Genomic DNA, 15,772 nt, shown 5'->3' with positions numbered 1-15,772 from the left:
TATGCAGCTCAACATTACAGGACACAACGTCGAAATCACCCCGGCCCTGCGCGAGTTCGTCAACGCGAAGTTCAGCAAACTGGAGCAGTTTTTCGACAGGATCAATCAGGTCTACATTGTGTTAAAAGTAGAGAAGGTGACGCAAATTGCGGACGCCAATCTGCATGTCAACGGTGGCGAAATCCATGCCAGTGCGGAAGGGCAGGATATGTATGCCGCTATCGATGGTCTCATCGATAAGCTGGCACGACAGCTAACAAAACATAAAGATAAACTAAAACAACACTAATTGTCCGGGCGATCGTCCCTGCCGGCCGTCGGCTGTTATCGGCAGCTGGCAGGGAGCGAGCTCAGGTGAAATTATGATGAACAACGATTCAGCTCTACAACTGAGCAATGTCCTTAACCAGGAATGTACCCGTAGCCAGGTGCACTGCCAGAGCAAGAAACGCGCGCTGGAGATCATCAGCGAGCTGGCGGCAAAGCAGCTAGGTCTGCCGTCCCAGGTGGTATTCGAAGCGATCCTCACCCGCGAGAAAATGGGCAGTACCGGAATTGGCAACGGCATCGCCATTCCGCACGGTAAGCTTGAAGAGGATACGCTGCGCGCCGTCGGCGTTTTTGTGCAGCTGGAAACGCCGATCGCCTTTGATGCAATCGACAATCAGCCCGTCGATCTGCTGTTTGCGCTTTTAGTGCCGGCCGACCAGACAAAAACCCATCTGCATACGCTGTCGCTGGTGGCAAAACGGCTGGCGGATAAAACAATTTGCCGTCGCCTGCGCGCCGCGCAAAGCGACGAAGAGCTGTATGAGATTATCACCGAGGCAGGAAGCAGCGATGACGCATAACGGGAGCGCTAGCCTCCCCTTTATCGTACTGAGGAGAAACGGTACATGGTACTGATGATCGTCAGCGGCCGCTCAGGATCGGGGAAATCCGTCGCCCTGCGGGCGCTGGAAGATATGGGCTTCTACTGCGTAGATAACCTGCCGGTAGTGCTGCTGCCCGAGCTGGCGAGATCGCTGGCCGACAGAAACATTTCCGCCGCTGTCAGCATTGACGTGCGCAACATGCCGGAGTCGCCAGAAATCTTTGAGCAGGCGATGAAGAACCTGCCTGAGGCGTTTTCTCCTCAGCTGCTGTTCCTTGATGCCGATCGCAACACGCTGATTCGTCGCTACAGCGACACGCGTCGCCTGCATCCGCTTTCGAGTAAAAACCTGTCGCTTGAGAGCGCCATCGATGAAGAGAGCGCGCTGCTGGAGCCGCTGCGCTCCCGCGCCGACCTGATCGTCGACACCTCCGAAATGTCGGTACACGAGCTGGCAGAAATGCTGCGTACGCGCCTGCTGGGCAAACGCGAGCGTGAGCTCACCATGGTCTTTGAATCCTTTGGCTTTAAGCACGGTATTCCGATCGATGCCGATTACGTCTTCGACGTGCGCTTCCTGCCTAACCCACACTGGGATCCCAAGCTGCGCCCGATGACCGGCCTGGATAAACCCGTTGCCGCGTTCCTCGACCGGCACACGGAGGTTCACAACTTTATTTATCAGACCCGCAGCTATCTTGAGCTATGGTTACCCATGCTGGAGACCAATAACCGCAGCTATCTGACGGTCGCTATCGGTTGTACCGGCGGTAAACATCGTTCGGTCTATATCGCCGAACAACTGGCTGACTACTTCCGCTCGCGCGGTAAGAACGTGCAGTCGCGTCACCGGACGCTGGAAAAACGCAAATCATGACCGTAAAGCAGAGCGTTGAGATCACTAACAAGCTGGGCATGCACGCGCGCCCGGCGATGAAACTGTTCGAGCTGATGCAAAATTTCGATGCCGAAGTGCTGCTGCGCAACGATGAGGGCACGGAGGCGGAAGCCAATAGCGTGATTGCTCTGCTGATGCTCGACTCCGCGAAGGGTCGGCAAATTGAGATTGAGGCCAACGGTCCGCAGGAAGTCGAAGCGCTGGCTGCGGTTATTGCGCTGTTTAACGCCGGTTTTGACGAAGACTAACGCCGGCGTCATTCCCCCGGTCGCGCGATGCTTACCGGGGTAACACTCCCGCCGACCGTATTAATTCAGCCTGTTCTCCCGCATAAACCCTTCCCCGCCGAGCTGACGCATCTGGCGTAAAATCCACGCCTGTCGACTGCGGACATAGCCCGACGGCGCGTCCGCGCGAAAGCGGATCGGATTAGGCAATACGGCGGCCAGCAGGGCCGCTTCCGCAGGCGTTAACCTGCTCGCCGGCTTGTGGAAGTAGCGCTGTGACGCGGCTTCAACGCCAAACGTCCCCTCGCCAAACTCGGCGATATTCAGATAAACGGTAAGGATGCGTTTTTTACTCCATACCGTCTCAATTCCTACCGTCAGACCGGCCTCCAGCCCCTTACGCAACCAGCTGCGGCCATCCCATAAAAACAGGTTTTTGGCCGTCTGCTGCGACAGGGTCGAGGCGCCGCGAACGCGGTTTTCGTTACGCTCATTGTGCGCCAGCGCTTTTTCTATCGCCGGGACGTCAAAGCCCCAATGGTCGGGGAATTTTTGGTCCTCAGCCGCCATCACCGCCAGCCCCATCCACGGCGATATCTCATCCATCCCCACCCAATCAGAGTGGGCGACATAATGAAAATTGCCGCTCAGCCAGGCGCCGACCTGCCGCTCAAGCATCACCGCCGAGAAGGGCACCGGCAGCACGCTAAACAGCGCAATGCCGCCGCCCCAGAAGGCGGCGGCCACCAGCAGCACGCGCAGCAGCCCACGCTTTACCGTCCGCAGCGGCGAAAAGCGGGTCTTCATGCCGTGAGAACCAGCACGCGCGCCACCAGCTTCTCAATCCCGCTCGCCGCTTCGGCGATATTCTGCGCCAGCATATAGGCCGGGGTGGTCACGACTTTATTCTCTTCATCCACCACAATATCATCGACCGGACAGGGCACATGCTCGGCCCCCATATCCTCCAGCGCTTCGGCGGTGTCCAGATCGGTGCCAATGGTGACCCGCAGCGGGGCGGGTAAGATTTTTGGCAGCAGCGCCGGCGCGATGCAGATAAAGCCCAGCGGCTTACCGGCCTGATGCATAGCCTGCGTCAGCGCCTTCAGCTCGCCGTCCACGACGCATTCGCTGCCCTGGCTGGCGAAGCTGCTGAGGTTTTTCGCGGCGCCAAATCCACCGGGGACAATCAGCGCATCCAGATCATCGGCCTGGGCGTCGGACAGAGGCTGGATCTCACCGCGGGCGATGCGCGCGGCTTCAATCAGCACGTTGCGGCTTTCGGGCAGGAGCTCGCCGGTCAGATGGTTGATGACGTCCGTTTGCGCCTTATCAGGCGCAAAGCACACCGCCTGGGCGCCGCCGCGAGCAATCGCCAGCAGGGCAATAACCGCCTCATGAATCTCGGTGCCGTCATAGACACCGCAGCCGCTTAATACGACGCCAATCTTTTTCATCACCCCTGCTCCTTAGTGCAAATTCGCTGAAACCAGTCAAAAATTTTGATTTACCCGCATTGCTTCACATATTTGACTGATTCATGTAACAAATAATTTAAGGTTTGCTATCTTGATCAGCGAGCAAACCAAATCCTCAGGTTGCGCTGTGTAAAAAATATCTCTAAAAATTGTGGCGCAACGACCAGTTCCCTGGTGTTGGCGCAGTGTTCGCGCACCCCGGTTTATCCGGGGTCATTTTTTATGTGCCGCCGCAACCCACGCCTTCAGTACCGCCACATCGTTCTGCCACTCCGATTTCATCTCTTCAACCCATTCACCAACGTTATCTGACCACGCGGGCAGGTCCGGCGTCTGAATCTGCTGTCCAAGCTGCTGAAGGTGGCGCAGGCCGATAGAGCCCGCGGCGCCCTTAATCTTATGGCCTTCATCGACAATCCCTTTCTGGTCGCGGGCGGTAAGGTTGGACTCCAGCACCGCCAGATAGCCCGGCATCATCTTCTCGAAAACCGCCAGACCGTCGCTGATAAGCTTCGGCCCCACCAGCTCGATGTACTGCTCCAGCATCGGAATATCCAGCACCGAGGCCGATTTGGCCGCATCCACGGCCGGTGCCTCGTCTTCGTCATCTTCCGGCGAATCCCAGAACTTTTTGATAATGGCGGTGAGCGCCGGGACCGACAGCGGCTTACTCAGCACATCATCCATACCGGCATTCAGGTACTCTTTTTTGTCCTTCAGAACGTTGGCCGTGAGCGCCACCAGCGGCGGCAGCTCGTCGGCGACAAAGCGTTGCTTCAGGTGGCGTGAGATATCGAGGCCGGTCATATCCGGTAGCTGAATATCCAGCAGCACCAGGTCATATTCACCGGGTTCGAACATCTCCAGCGCGGCTTTACCGGTCATCGCCACATCAACGCTATTGCCCAGTTTTTCCAGCACCGAGCGGGCGACAATCACGTTAAGCTCAATATCCTCTACCAGCAGCACGTTCAGCGCCGGGAGCGGCATTTCATCTTCCGCCAGCGTGTCTTCAACCTCCTCCGCTACCGCCGGCGCATGCACGGTTAAGGTAAAGGTTGCGCCCTGGCCCGGCTGGCTGGCGACGTTGATATCGCCGCCCATATTGCGTGCCAGCCGGCGCGACACCGCCAGGCCAATTCCGGTGCCGGTGGCAGGTTTCCCGCCGTGGCTATCCTTAACCTGATAGTACATGGCGAAGATTTTATCCTGCTCCGCCTGCGGAATACCGATACCGGAATCCTCGACCTCAAAGTGCAGAATATTGCCCTCATCGTAGCGAATACGGACGGTCACGTTGCCGCCCTGAGGGGTAAATTTAACCGCGTTGCTAATGAGGTTCCACAGGATCTGCCGCAGGCGCGTACCGTCGGTGACGACCTTATGCGGCAGCGGCAGCGTCGGATCCATCACGAAGCGCAGCCCTTTCTGCTGCGCCTGCAGGCCGGAGAGGTTTTCGAGGTCGGCAAGGAAGCTGGTGAAGTCCACAGGCTGATTATCGAGCTGGACCTTACGCCGCTCCATCTTATCCATATCGATAATATCGTTGAAGATATTACCCAGCGTCACCGCCGATACGTGGATCGTTTTCAGGTATTTTTCCTGCTCGCCGGTGAGTTCGGTATCCAGCAGGATGCGGCTGAGCCCCACGATGCCGTTAAGCGGCGTACGCAGCTCGTGGCTGATAGTCGAGATAAAGGTCGTCTTATCGCGGCTGGCACGCTCCAGAGCGTCCTGATAGCGCTTACGTTCGGTAATATCGCGGCCGAAGCCCATCAGGCCACGGCGTTTGCCGACGCGATCGTAGTAAGGAACCTTGCGGATTTCAAAGCAGGCTTTGCGCCCGTCCGGGTAATCCAGCCACTGTTCATAAGTCAGAGAGACGTTATGTTGGATGACTTTCTCATCCGTTTCCAGCACCTTCTCCGCCGCTTCTTCGTTATAGACATCCTGCGGCTTGAGGTGGATAAGCTGCTTCTCGCTTTTACCCGTCAGCAGCTCCACCGCCCGGTTACAGCCGGAAAACTCTTTATCTTCATTGCGATAGAAAACAAGGTCCGGCGAGGCGTCGAGGAATGAGCGCAGGAAGGAGGACTGCTGCTCGAGCTGAATTTGCGCCTCTTCACGCTCTTTCATCTCAATCTTCAGCTGTTCCAGCGTGGTTTCGCGTTCGGCTTCCGCCTTCTCGCGCTCGCCAATCTCCTGATTGAGCTGGGCGATGTTGTCTTTGAGCTGCACGTTGAGCTTCAGATCCCGCTCGCGCATCTCCTCCAGCTTCTCCACCAGCCTTGAGAGGCGCTGTCGCGACTCCTCAAGCTGCTCAACCACCACCGACAGAAAGTAGACCGCCCACGGGGTAATCAGCAGGCCAAAGAAGATAGAGCGGATCACATCGATGCTTTCGACCTGGCCGTGCAGCACCATCGTAACGGCCATCTGCACCACAATCGCCAGCACCACCAGGGCCAGGGCTAACAGCATGGAAAAACGCACCAGACCCAGCTTCATCATTAGGTCAACATAGTACTGCGCCAGCATACGGATTTGCTTCATAAGGGATTCCTTCGCCACAACTGTGCACAATAATACCCAATTCTGAGCGAGGCGCCGTAAGTTGTGCGAAAAATGCCGATCCTCTTCATACTTCAGGCCGCCGCAGCGCGGGCCGCTGCTGAACTATCCGCAACGCCGCGTTATTCACGGACTATGCGGCGGTCGGGCTCCACGCGCGTCCCAGGGCCGAACCCTGCACGCCGTGCTGGTTCAGATAGCGGTCCAGTTCAACCATCCCGGTCCAGCGATTTTCGCACCACAGCGGCGCCAGCAGGGTGGGACGGCGGGCGCTGGCTGAGATTCGGTGATAAATCACCTCCGGCGGCGTATTTCGAATCATCTCTCCGGCGGTGACGGTATAGTCATCCAGCTCAATGCCGTTCAGGCGCCCGGCCTGCCAGGCTTTCGCCATCGTGCTGCCGGTGACGATATGCAGCGGATGCAGCTTGATGCCGTCCACACCGGTCCCGACCACCTGCTCCAGCGTTTGCAGGCAGTGGCCCGACCCTTCGCCCGGTAGCCCGACAATCAAATGCGCGCATACCTTCAGCCCGCGCGCTCTCGCCAGCCGGGTCGTGCGCTGATAGCAGGCAAAATCATGGCCGCGGTTAATGCGATGCAGCGTTTTATCGTGCGCCGTTTGCAGCCCCAGCTCCAGCCAGACTTCGTAGCCCTGCTCCCGGTACTCCGTCAGCAGGTCCAGCACAGCTTCGGGGACACAGTCCGGACGGGTACCAACGCAGAGCCCGACAATATTGGCCTGGCTCACCGCCTGCTGATACATCGCGCGCAGCACCTGCACTTCAGCAAAGGTGCTGGTGTAGGCCTGAAAATAGGCCAGATAGCGCTTCGCGCGGTTCACCCGCTGCGCCTGAAGCGCCAGCTGCTCGGCAATCGAGCGGTGCTGCTGCTCTTCGTCAGCAAAAGAGGCCACGTTGCAGAACGTGCAGCCGCCCCGGCCAAGGGTGCCATCACGATTCGGGCAGCTAAATCCGCCATGCAGCGTCAGTTTATGAACCTTTTCGCCATAGCGACGCATAAGATCCCCACCAAACATATTGACTAATTTTTGTAACTGCATAATCTGATAGACCGGCCTGAAGAAAGGGGCCAAGCCTGCCATTTTTAGCCACCTACGGCGATGACCTGGATCAATCGTCAGAGTGGCCGCTCAGCTCATTGCATAACCACTCAATATAACTGCAATTTCATTCACGATTTCTATGATGACTTTTCCTTATACTTAACCTCTGGTTTGCCATTATCTTCGCGAGGGTTAAAAACAGTGTTATTTATGGCCCCAGAGACAATAAGCAGCTAAATGTTCTGCAATAAAAAGACAGTTCAGCACAGATCGATAATGTTACGCTATCGATATAGTGAGACAGATCACACTAGATTACGCTTTTCGGCACGTTTCAATAGCGTTAAAAACCCGTTAATATCTTTAATAATCATAACATTAAACACCTCATAGCACATTTTTGTATAAATAAGATTGCCATTTGACGTAAGTGTGGATTCCCGATAAGTTGGGAATCCGCTGGAAGCTTTCTGGATGAGCTCTCTGCTCATCATATTTATGCAGTAATTGAGATTCCCTCTTACAGCAAGTCCTCAAACTTGCGTACCGATGCGAAAAGGATTTAAAGAGGGCGAATGCGAGGTGCAAACCCCGTCGCCATGCTCTTTCTGTGCCCGTGCGCAATCGGTATCGGAGGGTGTCCCGTAGAGCCTGGGGAGGTTCACTGATATGTTGTACGATAAATCCCTTGAGAGGGATAACTGTGGTTTCGGCCTGATCGCCCACATAGAAGGCGAACCTAGCCACAAGGTAGTGCGTACCGCTATACACGCACTGGCCCGAATGCAGCACCGCGGCGCGATCCTCGCCGACGGTAAAACCGGCGACGGTTGTGGCTTGCTGCTGCAAAAACCCGATCGTTTCTTCCGTATCGTTGCGGAAGAACGCGGCTGGCGTTTAGCCAAAAATTACGCCGTTGGGATGCTGTTCCTTAATAAAGATCCTGAATTGGCTGCTGCCTCACGCCGCATCGTTGAAGAAGAACTGCAACGTGAAACCCTGTCTATCGTCGGCTGGCGCGAAGTGCCAACTAACGAAGGGGTTCTCGGTGAAATCGCCCTCTCCTCGCTGCCCCGTATTGAACAAATTTTTGTTAACGCACCGGCAGGCTGGCGCCCGCGTGATATGGAACGTCGCCTGTTCATCGCGCGTCGTCGCCTTGAAAAACGCCTGCAGGATGATAAAGATTTTTACGTTTGCAGCCTGTCGAATCTGGTGAATATTTATAAAGGTCTGTGTATGCCGGCGGATTTGCCGCGCTTCTACCTGGACCTTGCGGACCTGCGTCTGGAGTCGGCAATCTGCCTGTTCCACCAGCGCTTCTCCACCAACACCGTGCCGCGCTGGCCGCTGGCACAGCCGTTCCGCTACCTGGCGCACAACGGCGAAATCAACACCATCACCGGCAACCGCCAGTGGGCGCGCGCGCGTACCTATAAGTTCCAGACCCCGCTGATCCCCGATCTGCACGATGCCGCACCGTTCGTCAACGAAACGGGCTCGGACTCCAGCTCTATGGATAATATGCTGGAACTGCTGCTGGCTGGCGGGATGGATATCGTTCGCGCCATGCGCCTGCTCGTTCCGCCGGCCTGGCAGAACAACCCGGATATGGATCCGGAGCTGCGCGCGTTCTTCGACTTTAACTCCATGCATATGGAGCCGTGGGACGGCCCGGCGGGCATCGTCATGTCCGATGGGCGCTACGCTGCCTGTAACCTCGACCGTAACGGTCTGCGTCCGGCGCGCTACGTCATCACCAAAGACAAGCTGATCACCTGCGCCTCCGAAGTGGGCATCTGGGATTATCAGCCTGACGAAGTGGTTGAAAAAGGCCGCGTCGGTCCAGGTGAACTGATGGTTATCGATACCCGCAGTGGCCGCATTCTGCACTCAGCAGAGACCGACGACGACCTGAAAAGCCGCCACCCTTACAAAGAGTGGATGGAGAAAAACGTTCGTCGCCTGGTGCCATTCGAAGACCTGCCTGACGAAGACGTTGGCAGCCGCCAGCTGGATGACGATACGCTCGCCAGCTATCAGAAACAGTTTAACTACAGCGCTGAAGAGCTGGATTCCGTGCTGCGCGTGCTGGGCGAGAACGGCCAGGAAGCCGTCGGCTCCATGGGCGACGACACGCCGTTTGCCGTGCTCTCCAGCCAGCCGCGTATTATTTACGATTACTTCCGCCAGCAGTTCGCGCAGGTGACCAACCCGCCGATCGACCCGCTGCGTGAAGCGCACGTGATGTCTCTGGCCACCAGCATTGGCCGCGAAATGAACGTCTTCTGCGAAGCGGAAGGCCAGGCGCACCGCCTGAGCTTCAAATCGCCGATCCTGCTGTACTCTGATTTCAAACAGCTGACCACCATGGAAGAGGAGCACTATCGCGCCGATACTCTGGACATCACCTTCAACGCCGCGGAAACAACCCTGGCCGAGACGGTGAAGGCGCTGTGCGACAAAGCGGAGCAGATGGTACGCAACGGTACCGTGCTGCTGGTGCTGTCGGATCGCAACATTGCGAAAGATCGCCTGCCGGTACCGGCGCCAATGGCGGTCGGTGCTATCCAGACTCGTCTGGTCGATAAGAGCCTGCGCTGCGATGCCAACATCATTGTTGAAACCGCCAGCGCCCGCGACCCGCACCACTTCGCGGTCCTGCTGGGCTTCGGCGCAACGGCTATCTATCCGTATCTGGCCTATGAAACCCTGGCAAGACTGGTCGATAGCAAAGCCATCGACAGAGACTACCGCACGGTGATGCTGAACTACCGTAACGGCATCAACAAAGGTCTCTACAAGATCATGTCGAAGATGGGTATTTCGACCATCGCGTCCTATCGCTGCTCGAAGCTGTTTGAAGCCGTTGGCCTGCATCGCGACGTTTCCGACCTCTGCTTCCTCGGCGTCGTCAGCCGCATCGGCGGCGCAGGCTTCGACGACTTCCAGCAGGACCTGCTGAATCTGTCGAAACGCGCCTGGCTGGTCCGCAAACCGCTGGACCAGGGCGGTCTGCTGAAATACGTTCACGGTGGCGAATATCACGCCTATAACCCGGACGTCGTACGCACCCTGCAGCAGGCGGTGCAGAGCGGTGAATACCGCGATTACCAGCAGTATTCTCAGTTGGTCAACGAGCGCCCGGCCGCTACGCTGCGCGATCTGCTGGCGCTGAATCCTGGCGACGAAGCGATTGATATCGCCCACGTTGAGTCGGCAAAAGAGCTGTACAAACGCTTCGATACCGCAGCCATGTCTATCGGCGCATTAAGCCCGGAAGCGCATGAATCGCTGGCGGAAGCGATGAACAGCATCGGCGGCTTCTCCAACTCCGGCGAAGGCGGTGAAGACCCGGCGCGCTACGGCACCAACAAAGTGTCGCGTATCAAGCAGGTTGCCTCCGGCCGCTTCGGCGTCACCCCGGCTTACCTGGTTAACGCCGATGTGATTCAGATTAAAGTCGCTCAGGGTGCCAAACCGGGCGAAGGTGGCCAGTTGCCGGGTGATAAAGTCACCCCGTACATTGCCAAACTGCGCTACTCGGTACCGGGCGTGACGCTGATTTCGCCGCCGCCGCATCACGATATTTACTCGATCGAAGATCTGGCGCAGCTGATTTTTGACCTGAAACAGGTCAATCCGAAAGCGATGATTTCAGTGAAACTGGTCTCCGAACCGGGCGTTGGCACTATCGCCACCGGCGTGGCGAAAGCCTATGCAGACCTTATCACTATCGCCGGCTATGACGGCGGCACCGGCGCCAGCCCGCTCTCCTCGGTGAAATATGCGGGATGTCCGTGGGAGCTCGGCCTGGTTGAAACCCAGCAGGCGCTGGTTGCCAACGGCCTGCGGCATAAGATTCGCCTGCAGGTGGACGGCGGCCTGAAAACCGGCCTCGATATCATCAAAGCGGCGATCCTCGGCGCGGAAAGCTTCGGCTTCGGCACCGGCCCGATGGTGGCGCTGGGCTGTAAATACCTGCGTATTTGCCACCTGAACAACTGCGCAACCGGCGTAGCAACCCAGGATGACAAACTGCGTAAGAACCACTACCACGGCCTGCCGTTCAAAGTGACCAACTACTTTGAATTCATCGCCCGCGAAACCCGTGAGCTGATGGCTCAGCTGGGCGTGAAGCGTCTGGTAGATCTTATCGGTCGCACCGATCTGCTGAAGGTGCTGGACGGCTTTACCGCGAAGCAGCAGAAGCTGGATCTGTCAAAACTGCTGGAGACCGCCGAGCCGCATGCGGGCAAAGCGCTGTACTGCACCGAGAACAACCCGCCGTTTGATAACGGCGTGCTGAACGCGCAGCTGCTGCAGCAGGCAAAACCGTTCGTTGACGGCAAGCAGAGCAAAACGTTCTGGTTTGATATCCGCAACACCGACCGCTCCGTTGGCGCTTCGCTGTCCGGCTATATTGCCCAGACTCACGGCGACCAGGGGCTGGCTGCCGACCCGATTACCGCCCACTTCAGCGGTACCGCGGGCCAGAGCTTCGGCGTGTGGAACGCCGGCGGCGTGGAGCTGCACCTGACCGGTGATGCGAACGACTACGTCGGTAAAGGTATGGCCGGCGGCCTGCTCGCGATTCGTCCTCCGGTAGGCTCCGCCTTCCGCAGCCACGAGGCGAGCATCATCGGCAATACCTGCCTGTACGGTGCGACCGGCGGTCGTCTGTACGCGGCGGGTCGCGCAGGTGAACGTTTTGCGGTACGTAACTCCGGTGCCATCACCGTTGTTGAAGGCATCGGCGATAACGGCTGCGAATATATGACCGGCGGCATCGTCTGCGTGATCGGTAAAACCGGCGTCAACTTTGGCGCAGGGATGACCGGCGGCTTCGCCTACGTGCTGGATGAAGCCGGCGACTTCCGCAAACGCGTGAACCCGGAGCTGGTGGAAGTGCTGGACGTTGACTCTCTTGCTATCCACGAGGAGCATCTGCGTGGTTTGATTACCGAACACGTGCAGCTGACCGGCTCGTCGCGCGGGGAAGAGATCCTGGCCAACTGGCCGGCCTTCTCGGCGAAATTCGCGCTGGTTAAACCAAAGTCCAGCGATGTTAAAGCACTGTTGGGTCACCGTAGTCGTAGCGCAGCAGAGCTGCGTGTGCAGGCGCAGTAAGGAATTCAGATGAGCCAGAACGTATACCAGTTTATCGACTTACAGCGCGTTGATCCGCCAAAGAAGCCGCTGAAGATCCGTAAAATTGAATTTGTTGAGATTTACGAGCCGTTTTCAGAGGGCCAGGCTAAGGCGCAGGCAGACCGCTGCCTCTCCTGCGGCAACCCGTACTGTGAATGGAAGTGCCCGGTTCACAACTACATCCCTAACTGGCTGAAGCTGGCCAATGAAGGTCGTATTTTTGAAGCGGCTGAGCTGTCGCATCAGACCAACACCCTGCCGGAAGTGTGCGGCCGCGTGTGCCCGCAGGACCGTCTGTGTGAAGGCTCCTGTACGCTGAACGATGAGTTTGGCGCCGTGACCATCGGCAATATCGAGCGCTATATCAACGATAAAGCGTTCGAGATGGGCTGGCGTCCCGACCTTTCCGGCGTCAAGCCGGTCGGCAAAACGGTCGCCATCATCGGTGCGGGCCCGGCGGGCCTCGCCTGTGCTGACGTCCTGACCCGTAACGGCGTGAAGGCGGTGGTGTTCGACCGTCATCCGGAAATCGGCGGCCTGCTGACCTTCGGCATTCCGGCATTTAAGCTGGAAAAAGAGGTCATGACCCGCCGCCGGGAAATTTTCACCGGCATGGGGATTGAGTTCAAACTCAACGTTGAAGTGGGCCGCGACGTTCAGCTCGACGATCTGCTGAAAGAGTACGATGCCGTGTTCCTCGGCGTCGGTACCTATCAGTCGATGCGCGGCGGGCTGGAAAATGAAGATGCGAACGGCGTGTATGATGCGCTGCCGTTCCTGATCGCCAACACCAAGCAGACGATGGGCTTTGGCGAAACGCCGGACGAGCCGTACGTCAGCATGGAAGGCAAGCGCGTCGTGGTTCTCGGCGGTGGCGACACCGCAATGGACTGCGTGCGTACTTCCATACGCCAGGGGGCCACTCACGTTATCTGCGCCTACCGCCGTGACGAAGAGAACATGCCGGGCTCCAAACGCGAAGTGAAAAACGCGCGTGAAGAGGGCGTGGAGTTCCAGTTCAACGTTCAGCCGCTGGGCGTTGAGGTGAATGCCAACGGTAAAGTGTGCGGCGTGAAGATGGCGCGCACCGAGATGGGCCAGCCGGATGCGAAGGGCCGCCGTCGGGCCGAAATCGTTGCCGGTTCCGAGCACGTCATTCCGGTCGATGCGGTAGTTATGGCGTTTGGCTTCCGTCCGCACAGCATGGAATGGCTGGCGAAACACAGCGTTGAGCTCGACTCACAGGGGCGTATTATTGCCCCTGAAGGTAACGAAAACGCGTTCCAGACCAGCAACCCGAAGATTTTCGCCGGCGGCGATATCGTGCGCGGTTCTGACCTGGTGGTGACGGCGATTGCCGAAGGTCGTAAAGCGGCTGACGGGATCCTCAACTACCTGGAAGTGTAACGCCTGGGCCCGGATAGCCACTTATCCGGGTAGCCCAAAAAAGCCCGATGGTTTGTCGCCATCGGGCTTTTTCTATTTCGCCAGCAGGCTGGCGCTAACTTTTATCACCACCTTTTTAATCTCAGCGGCCTGCGTCACCGTGCAGCCCGGTTTATGCGGTTCATCGGGCATGAATACCGCAAACATACCGGCCTGCAGGGTCAATACCTGTTCGCCGTCAATGCTTCGGCACAGCTGATAATCATCCTCGTCGTGCGCGTCTTCACACTCGCGAGCGGCTCCCGCTATGCCGAAAAATATCCGCTCCTCCCCCGCCAGCAGGATCTGGATATCAATAAACCGCGTATGCAGCTCCGCCTTTTTCTCTGCCGGCGCCCCGGTACTGAACTGCATCACGTTCATAAATACGCTGTCACCCTGCAGCTCGTAGCGCCCCGGCGCGATGCTTTGCAGGTCGTGAGCTTGTGCCAGAAGAATTGCCTGCGCCAGCGCCGGCGGAAGACCGGCAGCGAATGGCTGGTGAACATTGCCCAAAATCATTCGTTCTCTCCCTGTCCCCATAATGCCGCTCCCAGCAGGCCCGCATCGTGCCGGTAGTAAGCTTCCCGCAGCGGGACATGATAGACCGCGGGTTCCTGTAACAGATATTCGTTAACCAGAGGCAGATAGCCGCCAGCAAGACCCACGCTGCCGCCAACCACCACGAGCTGACAGTCGGTAACGGCTTTCAGGTCGGCAATCAGCCGCGCCAGCGCTTGCGCCGAGCGCCGGATAAGCCGCTCCGCCTGCGGGTTCCCCTGTGCCGCACGGCTAAAGATAGCTTTCGCGTCCAGCCCGCTCAGCTCGCCCTCTGCGGCTGCCGCAATACCGCGCCCTGACGCGACGGCTTCCACGCAACCGGTACGCCCGCAGCCGCAGCGCGGGCCGTGGGGATCCGCTAGCGTATGGCCACAATGCCCGGCCAGACCGCCGCTTCCGGTATGCAGCCTGCCGCGGCTAACCACTCCGCCGCCGACCCCCGTCGACACGGTTAAAAAGACCATCTCACCAACTTTCTCCGGTAGCGCCTGATACTCCGCCCATGCTGCCGCCTGAGCATCGTTGAGCGCGATGCCGGGTAGCCCGGTGAGCGTGGACAGGCAGTCGACCAGAGGAAAATACGCCAGGCCGCCAAGATTAGCCGGGTTGATGGCGGTTAAGGCGCCGTGCCGGATGATACCGGTTGAGGCCACGGCAAAACGCTCTGCGCGCGCGGCCATCGGGGCAACGAGCTCTTCTAACGCAGCGGCTAACGCCGCCGCCGTTCGACTGGCCGGAGTGGGCATTTCACGGCGCTCCAGCAGCGCAAGATCATCGCCCACCAGCCCCGCAGCCAGCTTGGTCCCGCCGATATCTATCGCCAGCGTGTTCATGGTGCCGCCTTTTTCAGCGCCGCGTTATACCATTCACAGATATGCTCCAGACGGGTAATCGCCGAGCCAACGGTAACCGCCCACGCGCCGTGGCGCATCGCCTCCCCCGCCTGCTCCGGCGTGTTGTAGCGCCCTTCCGCAATCACCCGACAGCCCGCCGCATGCAGGACGCGGACCAGCGCGAGATCCGGCTCCTGCGGCGTTTCCCCGCCGGTGTAGCCCGATAGCGTGGTACCAATAATCTCCGCCCCCAGCCGCTGGCAGGAGAGGCCATCTTCAGGAGATGAGCAGTCGGTCATCGCCAGCTTATTGCGCTGATGGATCCTCGCCAGCAGCGCCGCTACCGGCACCGGCCGCGGGCGGTCGGTGCCGTCGATGGCGATGATATCCGCCCCAGCCAGCGCCAGGGCGTCCACGTCCTCGAGAAACGGCGTGATACGCACCGCCGAATCCGTCAGGTCGCGTTTGAGGATGCCGACAATCGGTATCGTCACCGCGGCCCGGGCCGCGTGGAGGTTCTCCACGCCTTCAATACGTAACGCCACCGCCCCGGCTCGTTCAGCGGCGAGCGCCATGGCGGCAACGATGGGCGGCGTATCCAGCGGGCTGCCGGGGACCGGCTGACAGGAAACAATTAATCCACCGTTGGCGCTGATGCGGGTATCGAGTAGTTCAAGCAAAGACATGA

General features: G+C 58.4%; 13 protein-coding genes. 6 read left to right on the top strand and 7 right to left on the bottom strand.

The features are described 5' to 3' along the window. The first annotated feature begins 1 nt into the window (after nucleotide 1). From hpf to npr, 4 genes are all read left to right on the top strand, one after another. On the top strand, nucleotides 2–289 hold the full coding sequence (hpf, locus tag GVK32_RS01895; RefSeq protein WP_004868168.1) for a ribosome hibernation promoting factor: 288 nt from the start codon (nucleotides 2–4) through the stop codon (nucleotides 287–289). Between the two features lie 73 nt (nucleotides 290–362). Next, a complete protein-coding gene (ptsN, locus tag GVK32_RS01890; protein WP_041147421.1) occupies nucleotides 363–851 on the top strand; it encodes a PTS IIA-like nitrogen regulatory protein PtsN in 489 nt (162 codons plus the stop codon). A gap of 45 nt (nucleotides 852–896) precedes the next feature. After that, nucleotides 897–1,751 carry an RNase adapter RapZ gene (gene rapZ, locus GVK32_RS01885; protein ID WP_004868172.1) on the top strand — a complete coding sequence of 285 codons (855 nt, stop codon included), beginning with the start codon at nucleotides 897–899 and terminating at the stop codon, nucleotides 1,749–1,751. Next, nucleotides 1,748–2,020, top strand: coding sequence for a PTS phosphocarrier protein NPr (npr, locus tag GVK32_RS01880; RefSeq protein ID WP_095099937.1), 273 nt, complete (start codon nucleotides 1,748–1,750; stop codon nucleotides 2,018–2,020). The genes rapZ and npr overlap by 4 nt, the downstream gene beginning before the upstream one ends. Before the next feature lie 60 nt (nucleotides 2,021–2,080). Here the strand turns inward: npr and mtgA are convergent, their stop codons facing one another. The 4 genes from mtgA to GVK32_RS01860 all read right to left on the bottom strand — a co-directional run bounded on the left by mtgA (nucleotide 2,081) and on the right by GVK32_RS01860 (nucleotide 7,111). Next, nucleotides 2,081–2,806 carry a monofunctional biosynthetic peptidoglycan transglycosylase gene (gene mtgA, locus GVK32_RS01875; RefSeq protein WP_159864610.1) on the bottom strand — a complete coding sequence of 242 codons (726 nt, stop codon included), beginning with the start codon at nucleotides 2,804–2,806 and terminating at the stop codon, nucleotides 2,081–2,083. Then, nucleotides 2,803–3,456 carry an isoprenoid biosynthesis glyoxalase ElbB gene (gene elbB, locus GVK32_RS01870; RefSeq protein ID WP_159864607.1) on the bottom strand — a complete coding sequence of 218 codons (654 nt, stop codon included), beginning with the start codon at nucleotides 3,454–3,456 and terminating at the stop codon, nucleotides 2,803–2,805. The genes mtgA and elbB overlap by 4 nt, the downstream gene beginning before the upstream one ends. A 234-nt stretch (nucleotides 3,457–3,690) precedes the next feature. After that, the gene (arcB, locus tag GVK32_RS01865; RefSeq protein WP_159864604.1) at nucleotides 3,691–6,030 is read right to left on the bottom strand and encodes an aerobic respiration two-component sensor histidine kinase ArcB; all 2,340 of its coding nucleotides are present in this window, start codon (nucleotides 6,028–6,030) and stop codon (nucleotides 3,691–3,693) included. Nucleotides 6,031–6,181: 151 nt separating this feature from the next. Continuing rightward, nucleotides 6,182–7,111 (bottom strand): TIGR01212 family radical SAM protein, encoded by a 930-nt coding sequence (locus tag GVK32_RS01860; protein WP_159865112.1) that lies wholly within the window; start codon nucleotides 7,109–7,111, stop codon nucleotides 6,182–6,184. A gap of 672 nt (nucleotides 7,112–7,783) precedes the next feature. Between GVK32_RS01860 and gltB the strand changes: the two genes are divergently transcribed. Both gltB and GVK32_RS01850 read left to right on the top strand, forming a co-directional pair. After that, nucleotides 7,784–12,244: a glutamate synthase large subunit gene (gene gltB / locus GVK32_RS01855; protein ID WP_159864601.1), complete on the top strand. Its 4,461-nt coding sequence runs from the start codon at nucleotides 7,784–7,786 to the stop codon at nucleotides 12,242–12,244. Nucleotides 12,245–12,253: 9 nt separating this feature from the next. Then, nucleotides 12,254–13,672 carry a glutamate synthase small subunit gene (locus tag GVK32_RS01850; RefSeq protein WP_041147429.1) on the top strand — a complete coding sequence of 473 codons (1,419 nt, stop codon included), beginning with the start codon at nucleotides 12,254–12,256 and terminating at the stop codon, nucleotides 13,670–13,672. Between the two features lie 72 nt (nucleotides 13,673–13,744). Here the strand turns inward: GVK32_RS01850 and nanQ are convergent, their stop codons facing one another. From nanQ to GVK32_RS01835, 3 genes are read right to left on the bottom strand one after another with little or no spacing between them, the layout of a single operon-like run. After that, nucleotides 13,745–14,212: an N-acetylneuraminate anomerase gene (gene nanQ, locus GVK32_RS01845; RefSeq protein WP_159864598.1), complete on the bottom strand. Its 468-nt coding sequence runs from the start codon at nucleotides 14,210–14,212 to the stop codon at nucleotides 13,745–13,747. Next, nucleotides 14,209–15,084 carry an N-acetylmannosamine kinase gene (locus tag GVK32_RS01840; protein ID WP_159864595.1) on the bottom strand — a complete coding sequence of 292 codons (876 nt, stop codon included), beginning with the start codon at nucleotides 15,082–15,084 and terminating at the stop codon, nucleotides 14,209–14,211. Before GVK32_RS01840 ends, nanQ begins: the two co-directional genes overlap by 4 nt. Further along, entirely contained in the window at nucleotides 15,081–15,770 is a 690-nt protein-coding gene (locus tag GVK32_RS01835) for an N-acetylmannosamine-6-phosphate 2-epimerase (RefSeq protein WP_159864592.1), read from the bottom strand. The genes GVK32_RS01840 and GVK32_RS01835 overlap by 4 nt, the downstream gene beginning before the upstream one ends. Between the last annotated feature and the right edge of the window lie 2 nt (nucleotides 15,771–15,772).

Source organism: Klebsiella sp. 18074, from assembly GCF_902705905.1.
GTDB lineage: Bacteria > Pseudomonadota > Gammaproteobacteria > Enterobacterales > Enterobacteriaceae > Klebsiella > Klebsiella terrigena.
This window is presented reverse-complemented; position numbering and strand designations above follow the sequence as displayed.

Coding starts and splice junctions, on each gene's coding strand:
- GVK32_RS01860 (WP_159865112.1), bottom strand. CDS start 7,111: ATGCAGTTACAAAAATTAGTCAATATGTTTGGTGGGGATCTTATGCGT.
- nanQ (WP_159864598.1), bottom strand. CDS start 14,212: ATGATTTTGGGCAATGTTCACCAGCCATTCGCTGCCGGTCTTCCGCCG.
- gltB (WP_159864601.1), top strand. CDS start 7,784: ATGTTGTACGATAAATCCCTTGAGAGGGATAACTGTGGTTTCGGCCTG.
- GVK32_RS01835 (WP_159864592.1), bottom strand. CDS start 15,770: ATGTCTTTGCTTGAACTACTCGATACCCGCATCAGCGCCAACGGTGGA.
- hpf (WP_004868168.1), top strand. CDS start 2: ATGCAGCTCAACATTACAGGACACAACGTCGAAATCACCCCGGCCCTG.
- GVK32_RS01840 (WP_159864595.1), bottom strand. CDS start 15,084: ATGAACACGCTGGCGATAGATATCGGCGGGACCAAGCTGGCTGCGGGG.
- npr (WP_095099937.1), top strand. CDS start 1,748: ATGACCGTAAAGCAGAGCGTTGAGATCACTAACAAGCTGGGCATGCAC.
- GVK32_RS01850 (WP_041147429.1), top strand. CDS start 12,254: ATGAGCCAGAACGTATACCAGTTTATCGACTTACAGCGCGTTGATCCG.
- elbB (WP_159864607.1), bottom strand. CDS start 3,456: ATGAAAAAGATTGGCGTCGTATTAAGCGGCTGCGGTGTCTATGACGGC.
- mtgA (WP_159864610.1), bottom strand. CDS start 2,806: ATGAAGACCCGCTTTTCGCCGCTGCGGACGGTAAAGCGTGGGCTGCTG.
- arcB (WP_159864604.1), bottom strand. CDS start 6,030: ATGAAGCAAATCCGTATGCTGGCGCAGTACTATGTTGACCTAATGATG.
- ptsN (WP_041147421.1), top strand. CDS start 363: ATGATGAACAACGATTCAGCTCTACAACTGAGCAATGTCCTTAACCAG.
- rapZ (WP_004868172.1), top strand. CDS start 897: ATGGTACTGATGATCGTCAGCGGCCGCTCAGGATCGGGGAAATCCGTC.